At 62.3% G+C, this 22816-nt stretch carries 23 protein-coding genes; 10 read left to right on the top strand and 13 right to left on the bottom strand.

The genetic code is table 11. The features are described 5' to 3' along the window. Positions 1-20: 20 nt before the first annotated feature. The 9 genes from LB545_RS15715 to LB545_RS15675 all read right to left on the bottom strand — a co-directional run bounded on the left by LB545_RS15715 (position 21) and on the right by LB545_RS15675 (position 9588). Positions 21-509 carry a GNAT family N-acetyltransferase gene (locus LB545_RS15715; RefSeq protein WP_140557600.1) on the bottom strand — a complete coding sequence of 163 codons (489 nt, stop codon included), beginning with the start codon at positions 507-509 and terminating at the stop codon, positions 21-23. A 2-nt stretch (positions 510-511) separates the two neighbouring features. Then, positions 512-1270, bottom strand: a complete 759-nt coding sequence (locus LB545_RS15710) for a molybdopterin-synthase adenylyltransferase MoeB (RefSeq protein ID WP_140560889.1) — start codon at positions 1268-1270, stop codon at positions 512-514. A gap of 39 nt (positions 1271-1309) precedes the next feature. Then, positions 1310-2452 carry a DNA replication/repair protein RecF gene (gene recF, locus LB545_RS15705; protein WP_140896334.1) on the bottom strand — a complete coding sequence of 381 codons (1143 nt, stop codon included), beginning with the start codon at positions 2450-2452 and terminating at the stop codon, positions 1310-1312. Between the two features lie 11 nt (positions 2453-2463). Beyond that, the gene (gene dnaN / locus LB545_RS15700) at positions 2464-3582 is read right to left on the bottom strand and encodes a DNA polymerase III subunit beta (RefSeq protein ID WP_140496751.1); all 1119 of its coding nucleotides are present in this window, start codon (positions 3580-3582) and stop codon (positions 2464-2466) included. Positions 3583-3782: 200 nt separating this feature from the next. Then, a complete protein-coding gene (gene dnaA, locus LB545_RS15695) occupies positions 3783-5327 on the bottom strand; it encodes a chromosomal replication initiator protein DnaA (RefSeq protein ID WP_140496749.1) in 1545 nt (514 codons plus the stop codon). An 848-nt stretch (positions 5328-6175) separates the two neighbouring features. Continuing rightward, complete coding sequence (rpsT, locus tag LB545_RS15690) at positions 6176-6442, bottom strand: 30S ribosomal protein S20 (RefSeq protein WP_140496747.1); 267 nt, start codon at positions 6440-6442, stop codon at positions 6176-6178. A gap of 206 nt (positions 6443-6648) precedes the next feature. Then, complete coding sequence (locus LB545_RS15685) at positions 6649-7422, bottom strand: enoyl-CoA hydratase (protein WP_140560886.1); 774 nt, start codon at positions 7420-7422, stop codon at positions 6649-6651. Between the two features lie 41 nt (positions 7423-7463). Then, a complete protein-coding gene (gene mutM, locus LB545_RS15680; RefSeq protein WP_140560885.1) occupies positions 7464-8354 on the bottom strand; it encodes a bifunctional DNA-formamidopyrimidine glycosylase/DNA-(apurinic or apyrimidinic site) lyase in 891 nt (296 codons plus the stop codon). Next, positions 8347-9588, bottom strand: coding sequence for a phosphopentomutase (locus LB545_RS15675; protein ID WP_140560884.1), 1242 nt, complete (start codon positions 9586-9588; stop codon positions 8347-8349). Before LB545_RS15675 ends, mutM begins: the two co-directional genes overlap by 8 nt. A 135-nt stretch (positions 9589-9723) precedes the next feature. Here LB545_RS15675 and LB545_RS15670 point away from each other — a divergent pair, with 135 nt between their 5' ends. Continuing rightward, positions 9724-10641, top strand: a complete 918-nt coding sequence (locus tag LB545_RS15670) for a phosphate/phosphite/phosphonate ABC transporter substrate-binding protein (RefSeq protein WP_140560883.1) — start codon at positions 9724-9726, stop codon at positions 10639-10641. 5 nt (positions 10642-10646) lie between these two features. Here LB545_RS15670 and LB545_RS15665 read toward each other — a convergent pair whose 3' ends face one another. From LB545_RS15665 to LB545_RS15655, 3 genes are all read right to left on the bottom strand, one after another. Continuing rightward, a complete protein-coding gene (locus LB545_RS15665) occupies positions 10647-11267 on the bottom strand; it encodes a TadE/TadG family type IV pilus assembly protein (RefSeq protein ID WP_140523898.1) in 621 nt (206 codons plus the stop codon). Between the two features lie 38 nt (positions 11268-11305). Next, a complete protein-coding gene (locus LB545_RS15660; RefSeq protein WP_140513202.1) occupies positions 11306-11887 on the bottom strand; it encodes a TadE/TadG family type IV pilus assembly protein in 582 nt (193 codons plus the stop codon). A gap of 127 nt (positions 11888-12014) precedes the next feature. After that, a complete protein-coding gene (locus LB545_RS15655) occupies positions 12015-12437 on the bottom strand; it encodes a pilus assembly protein N-terminal domain-containing protein (protein WP_140496732.1) in 423 nt (140 codons plus the stop codon). A 320-nt stretch (positions 12438-12757) separates the two neighbouring features. Between LB545_RS15655 and LB545_RS15650 the strand changes: the two genes are divergently transcribed. From LB545_RS15650 to LB545_RS15610, 9 genes are all read left to right on the top strand, one after another. Then, the gene (locus LB545_RS15650; protein ID WP_140496730.1) at positions 12758-12937 is read left to right on the top strand and encodes a Flp family type IVb pilin; all 180 of its coding nucleotides are present in this window, start codon (positions 12758-12760) and stop codon (positions 12935-12937) included. A 161-nt stretch (positions 12938-13098) separates the two neighbouring features. Further along, complete coding sequence (locus LB545_RS15645; protein WP_140513204.1) at positions 13099-13617, top strand: prepilin peptidase; 519 nt, start codon at positions 13099-13101, stop codon at positions 13615-13617. A 201-nt stretch (positions 13618-13818) separates the two neighbouring features. Then, the gene (gene cpaB, locus LB545_RS15640) at positions 13819-14631 is read left to right on the top strand and encodes a Flp pilus assembly protein CpaB (RefSeq protein WP_140523901.1); all 813 of its coding nucleotides are present in this window, start codon (positions 13819-13821) and stop codon (positions 14629-14631) included. Continuing rightward, positions 14628-16148 carry a type II and III secretion system protein family protein gene (locus LB545_RS15635; protein WP_224705417.1) on the top strand — a complete coding sequence of 507 codons (1521 nt, stop codon included), beginning with the start codon at positions 14628-14630 and terminating at the stop codon, positions 16146-16148. The genes cpaB and LB545_RS15635 overlap by 4 nt, the downstream gene beginning before the upstream one ends. A gap of 14 nt (positions 16149-16162) precedes the next feature. Then, the gene (locus LB545_RS15630; protein ID WP_140674036.1) at positions 16163-16900 is read left to right on the top strand and encodes a CpaD family pilus assembly protein; all 738 of its coding nucleotides are present in this window, start codon (positions 16163-16165) and stop codon (positions 16898-16900) included. A gap of 40 nt (positions 16901-16940) precedes the next feature. Next, positions 16941-18224 (top strand): AAA family ATPase, encoded by a 1284-nt coding sequence (locus LB545_RS15625; RefSeq protein WP_404926147.1) that lies wholly within the window; start codon positions 16941-16943, stop codon positions 18222-18224. A gap of 29 nt (positions 18225-18253) precedes the next feature. Beyond that, entirely contained in the window at positions 18254-19762 is a 1509-nt protein-coding gene (locus LB545_RS15620; protein WP_140496710.1) for a CpaF family protein, read from the top strand. Positions 19763-19791: 29 nt separating this feature from the next. Continuing rightward, positions 19792-20805 (top strand): type II secretion system F family protein, encoded by a 1014-nt coding sequence (locus LB545_RS15615; RefSeq protein ID WP_140496708.1) that lies wholly within the window; start codon positions 19792-19794, stop codon positions 20803-20805. A 9-nt stretch (positions 20806-20814) separates the two neighbouring features. Beyond that, a complete protein-coding gene (locus LB545_RS15610; protein ID WP_140496706.1) occupies positions 20815-21831 on the top strand; it encodes a type II secretion system F family protein in 1017 nt (338 codons plus the stop codon). Between the two features lie 83 nt (positions 21832-21914). Here the strand turns inward: LB545_RS15610 and LB545_RS15605 are convergent, their stop codons facing one another. Beyond that, entirely contained in the window at positions 21915-22736 is an 822-nt protein-coding gene (locus tag LB545_RS15605; RefSeq protein ID WP_140560881.1) for a tetratricopeptide repeat protein, read from the bottom strand. Positions 22737-22816 lie beyond the last annotated feature (80 nt).

Here is a 22816-nt window from a genome sequence, read left to right as displayed (position 1 = left end):
AACATAATGTAAGTGGAAACTTACGAAACGGTCTTGCGCATGGTGACCGAAGTCGGTCGCGCATAACCTTCATGCGCCGTTCTCACGGTCTCGCGAAAACCGAGCCGGGCAAAGGCTGCCTGGTTCCCAGCCAGCTCGATTCGCGTCTGCAGCTCGATTGCGGCCTTGCCGCGGCTGCGGGCAAAATCCTGGACGGCTTGCATCAACAACCTGCCGATGCCCTGGCCCTGACAGTCCGGCGTGACGGCGAGCTTGCCGACATAGAGGTGGTCGGTTCGTTCCAGGGCGAAGATGCAGCCGACGATCCTGTTGCCGCTGAGCGCCAGCATGCCGGTCTCGCGGCGGGCTTTGTCGCGCAAGGTTTCCGCGGTGAGCAGGTGCGCCGAGGACGGCGGGTCGATGATGCCGTCCATGAAGGCGAAAGCGCGCAGGATCAGGGCGAGCACTTCGTTCCAGCGGTCGAAATCGGACGGAACCCGGGTGATGACGATATCGGCAGTGCGCTTCAACGTCAGTTTCGTCTCTTGTAGCGGATGGTCTCGAAACGCGCGGCCAGCGCGTCGTAGAGCAGCAGTCGTCCGATCAGCGGCTCGCCAATGCCGGTGATCAGCTTGATGGCTTCCATCGCCTGCAACGTGCCAATCACCCCAGTCAGCACGCCAAGCACCCCGGCCTCGGCACAGGACGGCACCAGACCCGGCGGTGGGGCCTCCGGGAAGAGGTCGCGGTAGCCGGGGTTGGAGGTGCCGTCCCTATCGGCTTGGAACGGCATCAGCACGGTCACGGAGCCATCGAAACGGCCCACGGCGGCGTGCACCAGCGGCTTTCCCTCCGCCGCGCAGGCATCGGCCACGACATAGCGCGTCTCGAAATTGTCGGACCCGTCGACGACCACGTCGTAACGGGCGACGAGGGCTTGGGCATTGTCCGCGGTCAGGCGCAATGTGTGGATTTCGACAGCGGTGTTGGGATTGATGCGGGCGATTGCCGCCTTGGCGCTGTGGGTTTTCAGCATGCCGACAGTGTCCGTGCCGTGAATCACCTGCCGCTGCAGGTTGGAGAGCGAAACCGTGTCGTCGTCGATCACGCCGAGCGTGCCGACGCCGGCTGCGGCAAGATATTCAAGCACTGGTGCGCCCAATCCGCCGGCGCCGATGACCAGCACCCGCGCGCGCTTCAGGCGCTGCTGGCCGGCGCCGCCAATTTCGGGCAGCACGATGTGGCGGGCATAGCGTTCGAGTTCTTCGTCGGTGAGGGCGGTGGCGATCATGGCTCGACCATATAGCGGGAGAAAAACCTTGTCAGGTGCTCACACAGCCATCGGCGCGACCGTGCCGTGATCCACGATCAGGAACTGCGCCCGGCCCGCCAGGCTGGAAAACAGCGCAGCATCGGTTCCCGTCATGAAAGCCTGGCAGTTCAATTCCTCCAGGATCGAGAACAGCGCCGCACGCCGGCCACCATCGAGATGTGCCGCGATCTCGTCGAGCAGCAGGATTGGCGTCAAGCCGGACATCTCGCCGGTCAATCTGGCATGCGACAGGACAATGCCGACAAGCAAGGCTTTCTGTTCGCCGGTCGAACACAGCGCCGCCGGCATCGCCTTGGGTCGGTGCCGGACCACGAGATCGGAGCGGTGCGGGCCCTCGAGCGTGCGCCCGGCGGCGAGGTCGCGGTCGCGGCCCCCGGCGAGCGTGCGGCGGAACCGCTCCTCGACGTCGACAGCCGGCATGGTGGCGATCTCGGCTTCCAGATCGCCCGACAGGCCGATATCGGCCTGCGGAAACGGGCCGCTGTCGGGCAGCCTGTCGATCATGGCGGCCAGAAGGCGCACCATTTCGGCGCGCGCCGCGGCGATCGCCACGCCCGTCTCGGCCATCTGCATCTCGATCGCCTCGAACCAGCTCAAATCCCGCGAACCTTCCGTCAGCAACCGGTTCCGGCCGCGCATCGCCTTTTCATAGTCGAGGGCGCGCTGTCCGTGGCCTGGATCGATCGCCAGCACCAGCCGGTCGAGAAAGCGCCGGCGGTCCGCGGCCGGTCCGGTGAACAGAGCATCCATGGCCGGCGTCAGCCACACGACGCGCAGCCATTCCAGCATGTCCTCGGCGGATCGCGCCGTGGCGCCGTTGATGCGCACCCGTCTGCCGCCCTCGCCAAGACTGTCGCCACCCGAAATGCCCGTCCCTATCTCGACTTGGCCGTCAGGTCCGTCGAGCCGTGCGTGCAGCGCAAAGCCGCCGTCACCGCCCTCACGCGCGACGTCCGCGTAAGGCGCGCGGCGCAGGCCGCGGCCCGGCGTCAACAGGGAAATCGCTTCCAGCAGATTGGTTTTGCCAGCGCCATTGTCACCGGAAAACACCACCGCGCCCGGCTCAAGCTCGACCGACAGCGCCGCATAGTTGCGGAAATTGGTAAGTGTAAGCTTACTTATATGGGTTTGTGCCGGCAACCGCTACTGCTCTACACCCGCATCGGCATCAGCACATAAAGCGCGGTTTCATCGGCCATGTCGTGGATCAGCGTTGGCGAACCGGCGTCGGCCAACATGAACCGGGCCTCTGAACCGGTCAATTGTGCGGCAACGTCGAGCAGGTACTTGGCGTTGAAGCCGATCTCGATCGGGTCGGCTGAATAGTCGGCGGCCAACTCCTCGGTGGCGCTGCCCGAATCCGGATTGTTGACCGCAAGCGTCACCTGGCCCTCACTGATCGAAAGCTTCACCGCGCGCCCGCGTTCGGAGGAGATGGTCGAGACGCGGTCGACGGCGGCCGCGAAGCTCTGGCGGTCGATGATCAGCTTCTTGTCGTTGCCGGTGGGAATGACCCGCTGATAATCGGGGAAGGTGCCGTCGATCAGCTTGGAAGTCAGGATGACGCTGCCGATGGTGAAGCGGATCTTGGTGTCCGACAGTTCGGTGGTGACCGCCACGTCGGGATCATCGACCAGCTTCTGCAATTCGCTGACCGTCTTGCGCGGTATGATGATGCCCGGCATGCCTTCGGAACCCGCCGGCGCATCGATCTCGGCGCGCGCCAGGCGATGGCCGTCGGTCGCCACCGAGCGCAGCTTCAGCTTGCCGCCGACCTCATGTGTGTGAAGATAGATGCCGTTGAGATAATAGCGCGTCTCCTCGGTGGAGATGGCGAACTGGGTCTTCTCGATCAGCCCCTTGAGCGCGACCGAGTCGAGCCGGAAGATATGCGAGAAGGATCCGGCCGAAAGCTCGGGGAAGTCCGATTGCGGCAGGCATTGCAGGCGGAAGCTCGAGCGGCCGGAGGTCACCGTCATGGCGTTGCCGTCCTCGTCCGTCTTCAGCATCACCTCGGCACCGTCGGAAAGCTTGCGCACGATGTCGTAGAGCAGATGCGCCGGAACCGTCGTCGCGCCACCCCGCTCGACCTTGGCCGGCGTCGCTTCCGTCACCTCCAGGTCGAGGTCGGTGGCCTTCATTTCCAGGCTGGCGCCTTCGGCGCTGAGCAGCACGTTGGACAGGATCGGTATGGTGTTGCGCCGTTCGACCACGCGGTGGACGTGGTTGAGCGACTTCAGGAGATTTGACCGTTCCAGGATAACACGCATGACGAACCAGGCTCGCTTGAATGAATGAGCGGGTCTCCGGCTGGCGGCGTCCCGCGAAAGGTCTGAACAGGCTTCAGAATCTGCGTAAACTGACAGGAAAAAACCAGCAAACGCAAGCCCGCGCGACCGGTTCGGGCCGGCTACGCGGGCTTTCTGGGGATAAAGGCGGCGAAGCACGCCGCCAGGCGTTTTCGAACGGCTCAGGCCTGGTCGTTGATCAACCGTCTCAACAGTTCCAGTTCCTGCGCCAGCGTGTTGTCGCCGCCGGAAAGATCCTCGATCTTGCGCACTGCGTGCAGCACCGTTGTGTGGTCGCGGCCGCCGAAGCGCCGCCCGATCTCGGGCAGCGAGCGCGGCGTCATCACCTTGGACAGATACATGGCGACCTGCCTCGGCTTGACGATGGTGCGCGTGCGCCTGTTGGACAGCAACTCGGTCTTCGACACATTGTAGTGCCGCGCGACGATGCGCTGAATATCCTCGATACGGACCCGCTTCGGCTCGCCGGTGCGGTAGATATGGCCGAGGATCTCGTCGATGCGATCGATGGTGATCTGCGGCTCGAACGACTGGCGGAACAGGAGTTGATTGAAGGCGCCTTCCAGTTCGCGGCCGCTGCCGGTCACCGTGCGGGCGACGTGATTGAGGATCTCGTCGGAGATGTCGAGGGAAGCGTCGTCGTGCCTGGCGGTGGCGAGGCGCAGCTTGAGCATGCCCAGGCGCATGGCGAAATCGGGGGCCGACATTTCGAGCGCGACGCCGCCATTGAGGCGCGAGCGGACCCGCGGTTCGAGGGATTCCAGTTCCGACGGGGGCCGGTCGGCGGCGACGACGACCTGCTTGGCGCTGTCGAGCAGCATGTTGATCAGATGGCAGAATTCGTGCTGGATCGACTTGCCCTGCAGGAATTGCATGTCGTCGATGATGAGCAGGTCGATATCGCGAAGCTGTTCCTTGAGCGTCAAGGCATTGTTGTCGCGGATCGCGGTGGCGAAGCGCCACATGAAATATTCCGCCGTCAGGTAGACGACGCGCGATTTCGGGTTCTGCTTCAGCGATTCCGCGGCGATAGCCTGCAACAAATGGGTCTTGCCGAGGCCGACCGTCGCATGAAGGAAGAGCGGGTTGAAGCGCACCGCGCTCGACTGCGATTCCGCCACGGCCTTGGCCGCGGCGAAGGCCACCCGGTTCGACGGCCCTTCGATGAAAGAGGCGAACGTGTAACGCGGATCGAGCGGCGATCCTAGCACATTGTGGCGGAACTCGCTCTCGGCCGGCATGCCCGGGCGCGGCGCCGGAGCCCGCTCCAGCCTGCCGGGGCTTACGGTGCCGGCGGCCAGCGCCGTCTGCGTTTGTCGCGTCATCTTGCGCGCCGGCGCCAATTCCGGTTCGGCATGGCTGCGCCCCTGGCGGGTGGCTGTGCGCACGATGATCTCGATCTTGAGGATCTCGGGATCCTCGTGCTTCCAAAGCTCGCAGATAAGGTCGAGATAATGGCCGTTGATCCACGAGCGCAGGAAGGCAGTGGGCACCGAAATGCGAACGATGCCCTTTGAAGCCTCCGCGACCTTCATGCGCCCGAACCAGCTCGAATAGACTTCGGTTCCCAACCGCGCCTTCAACTGGGCCTTGACCCGGTCGAACTTCTGTTCCGCGTCGCTGGAAGCCGCCATCTCATCAGCTCCGATCAGATTTCCTGAAAATGGGATGTCATTGGTAAGCTCCCTTTCGACGCCGCTCTGCATGATCGAGTTCCTTGTCTCTGTACCTGTTTTTCCGCCGGGGATGCGCCTCCTGCATCCGTGTTCCAGCGACTGCGCTTTGCTGCGACGCCCGCTGCCGCCGCCGGCAGATGAACGTCGCCCATTATCCAGGGAACCGGTGCCGGCCCATGGAAGCCAGTCCGTGTTGGGTATGTCAGAACAATGCAACACCGTCCGGCGAAAATCGCCGGCGCTGTCGACCTGCCATGTATAGTTACGCCAGTCCCCTACCGTATCGAAAAAGAGCAAACCAAACCTGTCCGCGGACTTGATCCGCGCCACAAACCCCGCCAATTTAAGCTGGCCCATTCAGGCTGGGTCAGGGCCACCCGGCCCATCCCTTTCGATGGACCGACATTACCGAAATCGCTGTGGATAGGGCAAGGCCACGTCTAACGGATTTTTAAGGAATCTGGTTAGGTCCGGCGCGCCGAAGCGCCATGCGGCAGCACTATAGTTTGACAAAGCCATTGTGATTCAAACCCTTTTCCGGCGAATATGAAAAAGCCGGGCTGGCGCGAAATTTTGTGAAATAAATCGCTTGACAGCCAGTTGTTCTCCTGGCGCTTCGCCGCGCTGTGGACAACGTGTGGATGACTATCTGTAACTAGCTGGGAAATATTGATTATTTCTGCGGAGGGAGAATTTTTTAGCCGACACTTTTCAAGTATCTGGACCATCAGCCGACACGCATATGCCGGCAAAGCATTTCGGACCGCAAACTCCGCTTTCGACGCCGTTTCCGAGTATTCTTTTTAAGTGCTTGCCGGCAAACGAAAAAACCCGGCACTATCGGCCGGGTTCTCAGAAGATCAGTCCGGAAAGGGACGTCAGGCCGACAGCACCTTGAGGCGCTGGGCCAGCCGCGAAACCTTGCGGGCCGCGGTGTTCTTGTGGATCACGCCCTTTGTCGCGGCGCGCATCAATTCCGGCTCAGCGGCCTTGAAAGCCGCCTGCGCGGCGGCCTTGTCGCCGGAGGCGAGCGCCTCCTCGACCTGGCGCACATAAGTGCGGACGCGCGAGCGGCGGTTTTTGTTGATCGCCGCGCGGCGGACGATCTTGCGCGTTGCCTTTTTGGCCGAGGATGTATTGGCCATGATGCCTCTCTTCTGATCTGGTCGGCGCATGCGGCATGCCGCAGGGCACAAAAAACAAACGGGCAGCCACAGGGCCGCCTCGGTTGGTGCGGCTTATAGTTCAGCTTTCCCGGCGCGTCAACGCTGGCTGGCGTTCTTTTTGGCTGTCGTCGCGCCGGAGCATTTTTTTAGCCACGCCGAAGCACTTGGCCCCCGGAGGTGCGCTGTCAGCGATTGGTGAAATTCGGCTTGCGCTTCTCGGCGAAGGCCGCCATGCCTTCCTTCTGGTCGTCGAGCGCAAACAGCGAATGGAACAGTCGACGTTCGAACCGCAGCCCCTCAGCGAGCGTCGTTTCATAGGTTCGGTTGACGGCTTCCTTTGCCATCATCACCGACGGCAGCGAAAAATCGGCGATCTTGGCCGCCGCCTTGACGGCCTCCTCGACAAGCTCGCCGGCAGGCACGACGCGCGAGACCAGGCCGGAACGCTCGGCCTCCGCGGCATCCATCATCCGCCCGGTCAGGCACATGTCCATCGCCTTCGACTTGCCGACGAACCGGGTCAGGCGTTGTGAGCCGCCCATGCCGGGAATGACGCCGAGCGTGATTTCGGGCTGGCCGAATTTTGCCGTGTCGGCGGCGATGATGAAGTCGCACATCATCGCCAGTTCGCAGCCGCCGCCCAGCGCATAGCCGGCCACCGCCGCGATGATCGGCTTGCGCGCCCGGGTCAACTCTTCCCAGCCGACGAAAAAGTCCTTGATGTAGGCATCGACGTAGGAAATCGACTGCATTTCCTTGATGTCGGCGCCTGCGGCGAAGGCCTTCTCGGAACCGGTGACGACCATCGCGCCGATGCCGTCATCTGCCCCGAACACGTTTACCGCGGCCACCAATTCCGCCATGACCTGGGAATTCAGCGCATTGAGCGCCTTCGGCCGGTTCAAGGTGATCAGCCCGACCTTGCCCCTGGTTTCAACGACGATCGTTTCATAGGCCATGGCTTCGGCTCCTCTTCCAGGCAATTGAAGATCGATCTAGCTCACCGCTGACAGGTCCGGCAATAGAAGGTCGAGCGGCCGCTCTGCGTGATGCGCTCGATATGGCCGCCGCAGCCAGGCTTGGAGCAGGATTCGCCCTCCCGGTCATACACCGCGAAGGAGTGCTGGAAATAGCCCAGCGAACCGTCGGTCTGCATGTAGTCGCGCAGCGACGATCCGCCGGCCGCAATGGCATCTGCGATGACCGAGCGGACCGCCACGGCAAGCCCCCGGCTTTGCTCACCCGCTTTCTTGCCGGCTTTGGCTATCGTGCCCGCCTCGCGCAGCGGCGACAGCCCGGCGCGCCATAGCGCCTCCGAGACATAGATGTTGCCGAGCCCGGCTATCAATCTCTGGTCGAGAAGAGCGGCCTTCAGCGGCGATTTCCGGCCCTTCAGCAGTGAGGCCAGCAGCACTCCGTCAAGCGCATTGCCGGTGGGTTCGACGCCGAGCCCCGCCAGCATCGGATGGGTGTCCGGCGGCCCTTCGCAAAACAGCATGAAGCCGAAGCGACGCGGATCGTTGAAAACCACGCGCGAGCGGGTGCCGTCCCGAGAGGCGACGTCGAAGATGACATGGTCGTGCGTCGAACTCTTCGACCGCTCGTGATGGAACACGCCGGGCATTTCGGCAGCGTCGGCCGTCTCGATGCGAAACGAGCCCGACATGCCGAGATGGCAGATCAGGGCGGGACCGCCTTCGAGATCCATCGTCAGATATTTGGCTCGGCGTCCGAGCGCCGTGATCGTCTTGCCGGTCAGCCGCTCGGCGAATTTTTCGGGGAATGGAAAACGCAGGTCCGGCCGGCGTGCCTCGGCGCGGATGATGCGGGCACCCTCCAGAACCGGCTCCAGCCCGCGCCGGACCGTCTCGACCTCGGGCAATTCAGGCATGGCCGCCCATATCCGGGTAAAAGGAAGTGCCGTAGCGGCCGTGCGCCAACCCGAGATGTTCGGCCACGGTTTCACCAATGTCGCAGAATGTCGTTCTCAGCCCGATGTCGCCGCCCGTCAGACCTGGTCCGATGCCGATCACCGGAATGCGTTCGCGTGTGTGGTCGGTGCCGCGCCAGGTCGGGTCGTTGCCATGGTCGGCCGTCAGGATCAGCAGATCGCCCTGTCGCAATCTCGCGAATGCTTCCGGCAGTCGCCGGTCGAAGGCCTCGAGCGCGGCGGCATAACCTGCAACATCGCGGCGATGGCCGAACTCGGTGTCGAAATCGACGAAATTGGCGAAGACGAGATCGCCGTCGCGGGCCGCATCCATTGCATCAAGCGCCTGGTCGAACATGGCCATGTTGCCCGCGGCCTTGCGCACTTCCGAAATCCCCCGATGGGCAAAGATGTCGCCGATCTTGCCGACGGCGATGACGCGGCTGCCACGCGCCGTCAGCCGGTCGAGCAATGTCGGCTCGGGTGGCGGCACGGCGTAGTCGTGTCGATTGTAGGTCCGCTCGAAAGTGGCTGCCGTCTCGCCGACGAACGGTCGCGCGATCACCCTTCCGATCCTCAACGGATCAACCAGGCGACGCACCACCTTGCAGAATTCGTAGAGCCGCTCCAGGCCGAAATGGACCTCGTGCGCGGCGACTTGCAGGACTGAGTCCACGGAGGTGTAGCAGATTGGCTTGCCCGTGCGGACGTGCTCCTCGCCGAACCGTTCGATGATCTCGGTACCAGGCGCATGGCAGTTGCCGAGAATGCCCGGCACCTTGCCTTCGCGGATGATGGCCTCGGTCAGTTCGGAGGGAAAGGCCGGGACCGTGTCGGGAAAGTAGCCCCAGTCGAAACGTACCGGCAGGCCTGCTATCTCCCAATGGCCGGATGGCGTGTCCTTGCCGCTCGAAACCTCCTGGGCGGCACCGTGGAAGGCATTGGCGACGAGATCCGTCCCGAAAGAGGCAAAGCCCAGCCCCGTCGCGGTCTCGGCAGCCTTGCCAAGTCCGAGCGACGCCATGTTGGGAACAAACAACGGTCCCTGGCGAAGTCCTTCACGATCGGCGCGGCCTTCCGCACAGGCCTCGGTGATATGGGCGAAGGTGTTGGCACCGGCATCGCCGTAGCGTTCGGCGTCGGCGGCGCCGCCTATGCCGAAGGAATCCAGGACGAAGAGGAAAGCACGCGCCATGAGAACATTGTTGCCGGTTTGAGCATCCAGACATAGGGTTCCACGGCGGCATTGGCAATTCGGAAACCAAACGGCAACCGCTCGGCGCGATAGTCCGGAACCAATTCACTGACGGATCGCAGGACCGGGTCTCCCATGAAAGCTGCCCTGAAGGCATGCGCCGCTCTCATGATCGCGCAAGGCGCGGTCTGGTCCGGCTCGGCGCGCGCCGACTGGCGTGACGATATCGGCACGTTTCGCATCGGCATCGTCGCCGAACCCGGCGCAGCCAACACCGTTCCAGGCCTGGCGCGGTTGACCGAGGCCTTTACCAACGCGCTGGGCATGAAGGTGGAGTTCGTCGTTGCCCGCGACTATGCCGCGCTGATCGATGCGCAGGCCAATGCCCGCATCGAATATGCCGTCTACTCGGCGACCGCCTACGCAACGGCGTCAAGACGCTGCGAGTGCGTCGAACCGCTCGTGGCTCCGGTCGATTCCGATGGCGCGGTCGGCATCCGCGCCGTGCTGCTGACGAAGGAAGGCAAGGTGCCCAGCCTGGCGGCGATGGAAACCCACCGGATCGCCATGCCGCCGGCGGACAGCATTGGTTCTCTTTTGCCATTGGCCGGACTGGCCGCCGAGCACGTCAAGATCGCAGAGGATGCATCGTTTCTGGTTCGCGCCGATTCCGCCTCGGCCGCGGAAGGAATGCTGGTCGATGGCCAGGCCGATGCCTTGTTCGGCTGGGCGACGGCGGCGGCCGACGGCGAGCCAAGACTATCGGGCACGCAGGCAAGGCTCGAAGCCGCCGGGCTTTCGGCGACCGCCCTTCAAGTCGTATGGACGTCGGGTTTGCTGAGATACGGTCCTCACGCGGTGCGTAGCGATCTCGACCCGGAAGCCAAGCGCCGGTTGGCGGTTTTCCTGACCAATCTCAAATCGACGACGCCCGACATCTACGACCTGCTGGAATCGAGGCATTCCGGCGGTTTCGCCACCGTGGTTCCCAAGGATTACGAGATGGCGCACGCCATCGTGCGTCTGGTGTCGGACGGTGGCGTGCGGCGATAGGGTCGTCAGCAGTCGCCGCAGGGGATCGTCAGGCTTCTGCGCGGACGCAGATAATAGGTCTCGCCCATCGATATGTTGTTGAAGACCGTCGTCAATCCGGCCGTCTGTGAGCTGTCTGCGGACCAGGTGATGATCGGTTTGTAACCAAGTTTGCTTTCGACACGAATGAGAAAGGTGCCTGCGACCCTGAGCGTTGCCGGAACCGTAGTGGTTGCGGGCAGGGCGGTGCCGATACTGTAAGCACCATTGACCACCTTGCGCGACCACACCACGTTCACCCTGGGCGGCGTGTCGGTTGTGACCTGTATTGCCGTGATGGTGATATCCGGCTTCGAGCGATTGTACGGCTGCAAGGTGGAGGTGCCGATCTTCATGATGGCATCCAGATCCGCCTTGACGATGGTCGGCTGCTGCGTGACCAGATCCGCGACCATGCTGCCGATGCGGCTGACCTTCTTGCTGGTCTCGATGGCCTGCGAAGCCTCCATGGTGATGAAATACATGATCAGCAGGATTGGCACGATGAGAGCGAACTCGACCGCCGCGATGCCACGGCGATCGCGTATGAAACCGACCCACTTCCCCCAGCGTCCTGCAATTTCTGGATGTGCCCCCGCACGCATCATGCCCGTCCCTTTTTCTTGGCTTTGCTTTCGCCGCGAACTCAGTTGTCGAATGGCTCGTTCTGCCAGGTCACCGATGCAAAATGCAGTGTCTTGTTACCGCCCATCGACTGAGCCAGAAGATCGGTCATGACGGGCCATTTGTAGAAGACCCGCAGCATGTTCTTCGATTCTGCCAGGCCCGGCGTGGTCGCGAAGGGCTGCGAGTTGGCGCCTTGCATCAAGATGATCTCGCCATTCTCGATCTTGAAGCTGGCCGTGGCCGCGTCGGCGAACGTGGTATATGCGCGAAGGTCCACGTCCAGCTGATTTGGGCAATCCTGCGAGACGATGATCTTCAGTTTGTCGCAGATCATGGTCTTCAACTTGTCCCCGGCGACGTCGGCCGGTCTCAACTGCCCGGTGCGCAATTTGCGCGCGATGTCGTCGGTGATGTTGGCCATAACTTCCTGGCCGGCAAATGAGATGCAGCTTTCCAGGATGGCGAAGACAAGAACCGCGAACGGCAATGCGAGCAGCGCGAATTCCAGTGCCGTACTGCCGCGGCGGTCGCCGGCGAAGCGTGCGAAAAGCCGTGCCCGTCTTGCCTTGCGGTCGCTTGTCGAGACGAATTCGATGCTCATGCTCTGATCCTGCCCATCCCCAGACGGTCTCGGCAGGTGTACTAGTGCAAACCAGTTGAAGTCCGGTTTGAATGATCGTTAAAGTCGCCGCGGGCGCCTTAACCACCCGCTAACCTGGACCGCGTGCCTACCGGCTGACGCTCATCTCGGCTTCTGAGGATTTTTCGGCTTCGCTCTTGTAGGAGCTTTCGCAATAGGGCGTGCAGGACATGGTCTGAACTTCAGCGCGCCGGTAGATGCGCACCGACGAGGCCGCCTGCCGCACGACGGTGATCTGTTCATCGATGATCGGGCTGCCATCCTGGTCGAGGACGACGAGGTTGGTGACGCCGAAGCCCTTGCCAGTCAGCACGATCGTCGAGGCGTCCTGCACGGACGCGTCGGCGATTGCCGGGTTGCCGACCACGATCGTGTCGGCGGGGCGCGACAGTTTGACGATCTTGGCCTGGTTCATGGTGACCTCGATGCCGGTGTCGGCCCTGGCGGGCATGACAAAGCTCACGGCGGCAAGAAGCACGGCAATCAGGATCGACGATTTCGGCTCGGCCATTGACGCGCTCCAGGCGGGCGGACTGTTCAACGGAACATGAACGAGATTGGTGAACCAACGGTTAAGCAGGCCCGGGCGCCATATGCCGCGATCGTCATACGCGCCGCGGAGCTGTTTCTTTTGCGGCTGCTTGCCTGGGAATTGCGCCTCGGCCGGCGCTTAGCCCATAGTTAACCACGCAATATGTTCCAACCGGGAAAGGAATCGGTAAGGCTGTTTATTAAGTCGATCGAAAGAGCTTCTCCCTAGATTGGCAGCATCCGATCAACCATCACAGAAGTTGACGGAAGTGCTGTAACACGTGGAGTAGGAGCTCTCGAATGTCTAATCTCATTGCACGTTTCGTAAAGGACGAATCCGGCGCGACCGCTATCGAATATGGTCTGATCGCCGCCCTCATCGCGCTCGCCATCATCGTCGGCGCCGGCGCGCTTGGCAACGCCATCAACGCCAAGTTCGAAGCTATCGGAACGTCCCTGAACAACGTCCCGACGCCCTGAACGACGTCAAGTATATTGAGCGCTCGGATTGCGTTCTGGACAAGGGCCGCCACCTGGCGGCCCTTGTTCTATTCAATGTCTTTTTGCCCTGGGCCTCATCAATCGTTAATCGAACATGCTTAGATTGAGTGCGGCTTAATCCGATAATAGGCATAGCGCCGATGCTTGAAGCCCTGATCTTCGTCGTCTTCCCGTTCTGCATGCTGTTCGCCGCGATCTCCGACATGCTGTCGATGACGATCGCCAATCGCGTGCCGGTGCTGCTCGTCGTCGTCTTCGCGCTGGTTGCGCCGCTGACCGGCATGGAATGGGCGGCCTATGGCTGGCATTTCGCCGCCGGCGCGCTGGTTCTTGCCGCAACGTTCGGCCTCTTTGCAATGGGCGGCATGGGCGGCGGTGATGCCAAGCTGCTGGCCGCGACCGCCGTGTGGATGGGACTCAACATCCAGCTCGTCGAGTATCTCGTGGTCTCGACCTTCATAGGCGGCTTGCTGACGCTTGCCATTCTCGTCTACCGGAAGTCGCCGCTTGCGGTTTTTACCGGCCGCAATCCGTTCCTGCGTCACTTCGCGGACGAGACGACCGGGGTTCCCTACGGCATCGCGCTCGGTTTGGGCGGATTGCTGACCTACCCGGATTCGCCCCTGATGGTCTGGGCGCTGGCCAGGCTGGCGGCCTGACCTTACCGATCATTCCTTGGCTGTGTTGCGGCTGGCTCCGCGGAGCGGGGCTGGCTGTTTGTCCGTGGCTGCGCAATACAGCTAATTTATGTAAACCTTAAATTAATCACGATCGTAAGCATTACATTAACCTTGTTTTGACGATTGCCGCTGCAAAGTCCGGCCTGGCTAGGTGGTTTGCCAAGGCGAGGGTTCGGACAGATGCCAGCATCCCGATTGATTATTCTGAGCGTGGCGGTCGCCGCGGCGGGTGGTGCTGGCTATGTCGCGAAGAACATGGTCGCCGCGCCGCCACCGCAGATCGTCGAGTCCGGTCCAGCGGCTCCCGCCGTGGCATTGCAGGACGTGCTTGTCCTGTCGGGTGATGTCACCATGGGCAGCCAGCTCGAGAACAACATTGCCTGGCAATCCTGGCCGGTCGACGGCATCAACGCCAATTTCATCACCAAGGCCACTGCTCCCGACGCCCTGGAGAAACTGAAGGGGTCCATAGCCCGTGTGCCGATGTACGCGGGCGAGCCGGTGCGGCGTTCCAAGCTGATCGGCGAGGGGCAAAGCTTCATGTCGTCGATCCTGCCCTCCGGCATGCGGGCGGTCGCCACGACGATATCGGCCGACACCTCTGCCGGCGGCTTCATCCTTCCGAATGATTTCGTCGACGTCATTATGACCCGCCGGGCCGATGCCAACAGCGGCGGCTCCGGCTTCAACACCGAAACCATCCTCAAGAACATCCGCGTCCTGGCGATCGACCAGACCATCCAGGAGGACGAGGAAGGCAAGAAGACCAGGGTGGGCCAGACCGCCACGCTGGAACTGACGCCCAAGCAGGCGGAGATCATCACCGTCGCCCAGCAGATGGCGGATCGCCTGACGCTCGCGCTGCGCGCGATCACGGACACCCAGGAAAAGAATTTGGATGAGGCCGACTATCTCGTTTCCGGCAATGGCCGCAAGGGAACGGTCAGGCTGATCAAGTCGGGCGAAGTTTCCGAAGTGGGGGCAAGGAAATGAGGCTAAGCGGTAAACTGCCGGCGATCATGGCAGCGGCTTTCGGCCTGCTGCTCATTGGGACAAACGTGCAGAGCGTTGTCGAGGCCAAGAGTGCACAGGTTTCGGCTTCGGCGGCCACCCAGCGCGTCAAGCTCGGCCTCAACAAGTCGGTGGTCATCGACCTGCCGAGTGATGCCTACGACATTCTTGTCGCCAATCCGACCGTCGCCGATGCGGTGACCCGCACCGCGAGGCGCATCTACCTGTTCGGCAAGGCGGTTGGCGAGACCAACATCTTTGTGTTCGGGCCGAATGGCGAACAGATCGTCAGCCTCGATCTGGCCGTCGAACGCGACGTCGCAGGCCTGGAGGATTATATCAAGCGCTTCATCCCGACATCGTCCATCAAGGTCGAACTGCTGAACGACAACGTCGTCCTGACGGGAACCGTCGACACGCCGCTGGACGCCAAACGCGCCGTCGACCTGGCGACGATCTTCGTCTCGGGCGGTGAAGCGACGACGGGACAATATTCGCAGACCGCGGCCGGCGGCTCGGCCCAGAGTGGTGTCGACATCAACAATCCGGACCAGGAACGCCGCGTCTCGAAAATCGTCAATCTTTTGCAGATCATCGGCGACGACCAGGTCACGCTCAAGGTGACGGTCGCCGAAGTCAGCCGCTCCGTGATGAAGCAGCTTGGCGTCAACATGGTGGGCAGCGGCGGTAGCAACGGCATCAGCTATGACGCGATGAGCACCCCGGCATACGGGCTTGGGAAACCGCTCTCGCAATTCTCGGGAGCTTCGGTCGGCACCTCGGCGCTTCAGGCGTATCTAAACGCAATGGAGCAAGGTGGCGTCATGAAGACGCTGGCGGAGCCGACCCTCACCGCCGTGTCGGGTGAGAAGGCAACATTCAGGGTCGGTGGCGAGTTCAATCTCATCACCAGCCGTACGAACAATGTTTCGGACGAGAACAAGACAGGGCAGGTCACATACACCAACGACAAACTTGAATACGGCATCGGCCTGGAGTTCCAACCGGTTGTGCTGTCGGCCGGTCGGATCAGCCTCAAGGTCCGGACGTCCGTGTCGGAGCCTACTGCCGAAGGCGCCACCACGCTGGAAGCTGCAGGCAGGTTGCCCGGAACCACGCTGTTGTCTATCCGCAAGAGACTTGCCGACACGACCGTCGAATTGCCGTCAGGTGGTTCGATGATGATCGCCGGCCTCGTCCGCGATGACGTCAGGCAGGCTGTCGCCGGCCTGCCCGGGCTGACAAAGATCCCGGTGCTCGGCACACTGTTCCGAAGCAGAGACTTCGTGCGCAACGAGACCGAACTGGTGATCATCATCACGCCCTATCTGGTGAAACCGGTGGCACGAAACGACCTCGCCAAACCTGACGACAATTTCAACGCCGCCAGCGATGGCGCCGGTATGTTCCTGGGCCGAGTCAATCGTGTCTACGGCACAATGCAGACGGACAAGCCCAGCGGCCGTTATCACGGCGTCGTCGGCTTCATCTACAAGTGAACGGGGAAGCGGACATGTCTCAGTCAGCATTGCAGGCAAGGACCATCGCCATGACCACGCGCTCCGGCCGTTCGCGAATTCTCCGGCGCGCCATTCCTGCCCTGGCGGTGGCGGTGGCGGCATTGCTGGCCGGCTGCGCCCAGCGCGACAGTGTCACCGTCGGCGCCATTCCAGACGACTACCGCACCAACCATCCGATCGTGATCGCCGAGAAGAACCAAAAGATAGATCTACCTGTCGGTGCAGGTGACCGCGGCATGACCGGCTCGCAGCGCGATACGCTCCTGGGTTTCCTCGACGGCTATGACAAGAGTGCTGCCCCGACGCTGACGATCCAGGTTCCGAGCGGCTCGGCCAACGAGATCGCCGCCGCCGCCGCTGCGCGCGATTTCGCCCGGCTCGCGATTGCCGCGGGCGTCAAGCGCAACCGGATCGTGGTCGTCTCCTATCAGGCTGCCTCGAGCGAGACATCCGCCCCGATCCGGGTCGCCTATATCGCCGTGAAGGCCCAGACCGACAAATGCGGACGATGGCCAGATGACCTGCTGGAGACGTCTGAGAACAAACACTATGCCGATTTCGGCTGCTCCTATCAAAACAATCTCGCCGCCCAGATGGCCAATCCGGCCGACCTGATCGGGCCGCGCAAGCAGACCACCATCGACGCGGAAAATCGTGGCGCGGTGATCGATGTCTACCGCAGCAGGGGTATTTCGGACGAGTTCCTCGGCAATTCTGAAGTGACGTACTGAGCCGCGCCCTAAGGAAAAGAGAAGTCACGGAAAGATGACCATGAGCAACCTTGCCTATGACACCCCCGTGGACGGCGGTGAGACCTCGCCGCAGGACATCGCCGCGATGCAGGCGCTGCGGCCGGTTCCCCGCATCTCGATCCAGGCATTCTGCGAGACCGAGGGTGTCGCCAATCCAGTCGAGCGCGCCGGCGAGGACCGCCGCATGACCAAGGCCCATCTCAAGGTCCATATGGGCGGCGTCCCCACGGCCATCGAATTCTACCAGTCGGCGCCGACGCCGAACCTGATCCTGCTGGAGTCGCGCAGCGAACCCAAACAGCTGCTGGAACAGCTCGCGCAGCTCTCGGAATATTGCGACCCGTCTTCCAAAGTGGTCGTGATCGGCCACTACAACGATGTCGGCCTCTATCGCGAGCTCATCCGCTCCGGCATTTCCGAATATGTCATCGCGCCGGTGTCGATGGCCGACATCGTCAGCGTCATATCGTCGATCTTTGTCGATCCGGAAGCCGAGCCGCTCGGCCGCTCGATCGCCTTCGTCGGCGCCAAGGGTGGCGTCGGCTCTTCCACCATCGCCCATAACGTGGCTTGGGCGATGTCCTCCCTGTTCAAATCCGAGGTGGTCGTCGCAGACCTCGACCTCGCTTTCGGCACCGCCAACATCAATTTCGACCAGGATCCCGCGCAAGGCATCGCCGAAGCGGTGTTTTCGCCCGAGCGCATCGATGAAGTCTATCTCGACCGGCTGCTGACCCAGTGCGCCGAACACCTTTCGCTGCTCGCCGCGCCCTCGACGCTCGAACGCGTCTATGATTTCGATCCCGACGCCTTTACGCAGCTTGTCGACACCGCGCAGCGCACCGTGCCGCTCCTGGTGCTCGACGTTCCCCATGTCTGGACGGGTTGGACCAAGAACACCCTGATCAAGGCCGATGAAATCGTCATCACGGCGACGCCGGAACTGGCCAATTTGCGCAATACCAAGAATTTGGTCGACATGCTCAAACGGCTTCGTCCCAACGACTCGCCGCCCAAACTCATCATCAATCAGGCCGGCGTGCCCAAACGTCCGGAGATTTCCCCGTCCGATTTCGCCGAGCCGCTCGGCCTGGCCGCGATGGCGATCATCGGCTTTGACCCGCTGCTGTTCGGCAATGCCGCCAACAACGGACGTATGCTTGGTGAAATGGACGCCAAGAACCCGGTTGTCGCCACGATCAACGAAATTGCCCATGTGCTGACCGGTCGCAGCGAAATCCGGGTGAAGAAAAAAGCGGGTCTCGGAAATCTGCTCGGCAAGCTTTCGCGCAACAAGAAATGATGCTTCTTCAGTGGAATCGGTAATGGATCATGTTTGGTAAGAGAGGCAGCGACGACGGCAACCGGTTCAAGCCGGAATTCCGCCAGCCGGCACCGGCGCCGACCGCGCCAGCCGTCGCGGATTCGGCCGATACGGCGGTTCTTGCGAGGCCGGCGGCCGCACCTGCGTCGAGCGCTCCTGTTGCACCGCCGGCCCGCCGCGCGGTCGAGGCGCCGCCGATAGCTCCGGAGCCGAAGCGGGCGGCGCGCGAAAAGAGCGAAACCTATTACGACACCAAGAGCCAGGTCTTCGCCGCCCTGATCGACACGATCGACCTGTCGCAACTCGCCAAGCTCGATCCCGAAAGCGCGCGCGAGGAAATCCGCGACATCGTCAACGACATCATCGCGATCAAGAATTTCGCGATGTCGATCGCCGAACAGGAAGAACTGCTCGAGGATATCTGCAACGACGTGCTTGGCTATGGGCCGCTCGAGCCATTGCTCGCCCGCGACGACATCGCCGACATCATGGTCAACGGCTCCAAGAACGTCTACATCGAAGTCAACGGCAAGGTCGAACAGACCGGCATTCGTTTTCGTGACAACCAGCAGCTTCTCAACATCTGCCAGCGCATCGTCAGCCAGGTCGGCCGCCGCGTCGATGAATCCAGCCCGATCTGCGATGCGCGTCTTCCCGACGGCTCCCGCGTCAACGTCATCGCGCCGCCGCTCGCCATCGACGGCACCGCGCTCACCATCCGCAAATTCAAGAAGGACAAGCTGACGCTCGATCAGCTGGTGAAGTTCGGCGCCATCTCGCCGCAAGGAGCCGAGGTTCTCAAGATCATCGGCCGTGTTCGCTGCAACATCGTCATCTCCGGCGGCACCGGCTCGGGCAAGACGACGCTGCTCAACTGCCTGACCAACTACATCGATCGCGAGGAACGCGTCATCACCTGCGAGGACTCGGCCGAACTGCAACTACAGCAGCCGCATGTTGTCCGTCTGGAAACCCGCCCGCCCAACCTCGAAGGCGAAGGCGAGGTGACGATGCGGGATCTGGTCAAGAACTGCCTGCGCATGCGGCCCGAGCGCATCATCGTCGGCGAAGTGCGCGGACCCGAAGTGTTCGACCTTCTGCAGGCGATGAACACCGGCCATGACGGCTCGATGGGAACGATCCACTCGAACAGCCCGCGCGAATGCCTGAATCGTATCGAATCCATGATCGCAATGGGCGGTTTTTCGCTGCCGCAGAAGACCGTGCGCGAAATCGTCGTCGGCTCCATCGACGTGATTATCCAGGCGGCACGCCTGCGCGACGGGTCGCGCCGCATCACTCACATCACCGAGGTGATCGGAATGGAAGGCGACGTCATCATCACGCAGGACATCGTCCTCTACAACATCAAGGGCGAGGACGCGAATGGGCGGCTGCTGGGAGAGCATGTATCGACCGGCATCGGTCGCCCCCATTTCTGGGACCGCGCCCGTTACTATGGCGAGGAGCAGCGCCTCGCAATAGCGCTTGAGGCGATGGAGAAACGCGCTGACTGACGCTGCTGCAGGCGTAAGGGTTCTGGTCGATGTTTGGAATTGACGGCACCGTATTGGCGTTTGTCGTGCTCGCCGGCTTCAGCGCCGGCGCGGTCGCCTATGCATTCCTGTTCACCCGGATCAGCAACGAAAAGCAGGCCGGCAAGCGGCTGGAAACGATCAAGACCGCGGAGACGGATCGCTCCGTCGTCAAGGCCTCGCGCGATCGCGTGGCGGAGGCGGCCAAAAGACGCAAGTCGGTCCAGGATTCCTTGAAGGAACTCGACGAGAAGCAGAAATCCAAGGACAGCGCGGTCAAGAAACCGCCGCTGAAAGCCCAACTGCGCCAAGCCGGCCTGAAGGTTTCCATCGAACGCTTCTACATCTATTCCGCCATTTGCGGCCTAGCCCTGACGATCATCGCCTTTGTGGTGGGGGCGCCGCTTTTTGTTTTGCCTGGCGTGCTGCTGGCCGGTGCGCTCGGCCTGCCGCGCTGGTTCGTCTCATTTCGCCGCGCGCGGCGGGTCAAGGCATTCCTCAACGAATTTCCCAACGCGCTCGACATCATCGTGCGCGCGGTCAAATCCGGCCTGCCGCTGAACGATGCGGTGCGCCTGATCGCCAATGAATCCCCCGAGCCCGTCAAGGCCGAGTTTCGCCGCATCGTCGATTCGCAGCAGATGGGCCTGTCGATCCCGGATGCCACCTTGCGTATGCCCGAGACCATGCCATGCACCGAGGCGAGCTTTTTCGGCATCGTCATTCAGATCCAGTCGCAGGCCGGCGGCAATCTCTCCGAGGCGCTGGGCAATCTTTCGCGCGTGCTTCGCGACCGCAAGAAGATGAAGGCCAAGGTCCAGGCGCTGTCGATGGAAGCCAAGGCGTCCGCCGCCATCATCGGCGCGCTGCCTTTCATCGTCGCATTTCTCGTCTATCTCTCCAGCCCCAACTACCTGATGCCGCTGTTCACCACGAGCATCGGTAACCTGATCCTGGGGGTTTCGGCCGTCTGGATGTCGATCGGCATCTTCGTGATGCGCAAGATGATGAACTTCGAAGTCTAGGGCCGCGGCATGACCGAACAAGTCGTCAAATCACTGACGGATCCCGGCCTCCTGATCGCGCTGCTGGTCGGCATTGCCGTGTTCGCGACGGTCTTCACCTTGCTGCCGGCATTTGGCGGAAACCAGCTCAAGGCGCGCATGAAGTCGGTCGCGCTGGAACGCGACGAATTGCGCGCCAAGCAGCGCGCGCGGCTTGCAAGCGAGGCGGATCGCCGCCGCAAGGGCCTGCGCGAAGAACAGTCGATCGGCATGCGCAACATCGTCGACAGGCTCGACCTGCGGCGCGCCCTCGCGGACGAGGGTACCTTGCAGAAGCTCAAGGTTGCCGGTTTCCGTGGACAGAACCCGCTGACGCGGTTTCTCTTCTTCCGCCTCGTGCTTCCGTTTGTCGGCTTCGCACTGGGCGTGATCTACATATTCGTGCTCGGAGGACTGCCGCAGCAGCCATTGTTCATCCGGCTGTTCGTCTGCGTCCTCGTTGCCTATGGCGGCTTCTACGCACCGGTCGTCTATGTCAACAACCGCGCCACCAAGCGCAAGCAATCGATCCAGATGGCATGGCCGGACGCGCTTGACCTGATGCTGATCTGCGTCGAGTCGGGCATGTCGGTGGAAGCGGCATTGCGCAAGGTCGCCGACGAGATCGGCGCCCAATCCGTGGCCCTTGCGGAAGAATTCATCCTGACGAACGCCGAGCTCTCCTATCTGCAGGAGCGCAAGCAGGCCTATGAGAATCTCGCCAGCCGCACCGGCCTGGAATCCGTCAAGTCGGTGTCGCAGGCACTCGTCCAGGCCGAGCGTTACGGCACCCCTGTGGCGCATGCGTTGCGCGTGCTCGCGGGTGAAAGCCGGGACCAACGCATGAACGCTGCCGAGAAGAAGGCCGCCGCCTTGCCGCCCAAGCTCACCGTGCCGATGATCCTGTTTTTCCTGCCGGTGCTGTTCGCCATCATCCTCGGCCCTGCCGGCATCCAGGTCAGCCAGCGCGGCATCTTCGGCCAGGCGCACGAAACCAGCAGCCAGTAGGTGAATCTGACCGATCCAAAGAAAAACCGCGCGGCTGACGCAGCGCGGTTCTCTTATGCAGGGGTTCGGTGGCCGCGTGCCGCTCAGTTGGTTGCGGCTTTCGCCTTGTCCTGGTCCTTGAGCTGGCTCCAGGCATTTTGCTGAGCCAGCATCTGCCTGAGATAAGCGACATTGGCCTGCGCCTGTTCAGGTGACAGCTCCTGCGAGGCGATCTTCTCGGCTTCGTCGAAGCGGCCCTGCAGGCCGACGACCAGCGCCAGGTTCTGGCGCACGCGGCTGTCGGCATTCGGCTGCTCTGCGGCCGAGCGCATATAGGTTTCGGCGGTGCGCAGGTCGCCTCCCAGCACATAGGACATGCCAAGGTTGGAAAGCACCGAAGGTTCGTTCGGCTTGAGCTCCAGCGCCTTGCGGTAGAGCTGGCGCGCGTCGTCCTTCTGGCCGAGCTGGTCGAGAATGGCCGCTTCCGCCGACACCAGCCTCCAGTCGGGATATTCCGGCGTCTGCGCCCGGCGCACGGCATCAAGCGCCGCCTCGAACTGGCCGTTGGCGGCCAGCGCCTTGCCGTAGGCGGCAAGCACGTCGCGATCCTTGGGATAGGCGATCGCCAGCTTGCGCATCACGGCAAGCGACTGGTCGGCATCGCCATCCATCTGCAGCGCCGCAGCGAAGTTGGTCGCTATCCGCTTATCGTTGGGATTCCTGGAATAGGACTGGCCAAGCGCTGCCGTCGCATTGTGCAGTTCTCCCGCCGACATCGTCTCCAGCGGCTTGCCGCTGGTGCGTCCGATCGAGCCTGTGCTGATCTTGTCGGTTCCGCAGCCGGCAACGCCTGCGGAAAGGGCGAGCATGAAGGCCGTGGTGATGAGCCGCTTTCCGCTGGCGTTCATCGTGCGGTTCGTCGACATCGGCACCCTGGGCCTCCATTCGTGCGCGTGGCCATTGCGTGGCCATCTTCCCTCTCGAAGAAATATTCTGTTAACCCTAA

The organism is Mesorhizobium sp. BR1-1-6 (genome assembly GCF_020165355.1).
In the GTDB taxonomy this organism is placed as follows: domain Bacteria; phylum Pseudomonadota; class Alphaproteobacteria; order Rhizobiales; family Rhizobiaceae; genus Mesorhizobium.
This window is presented reverse-complemented; position numbering and strand designations above follow the sequence as displayed.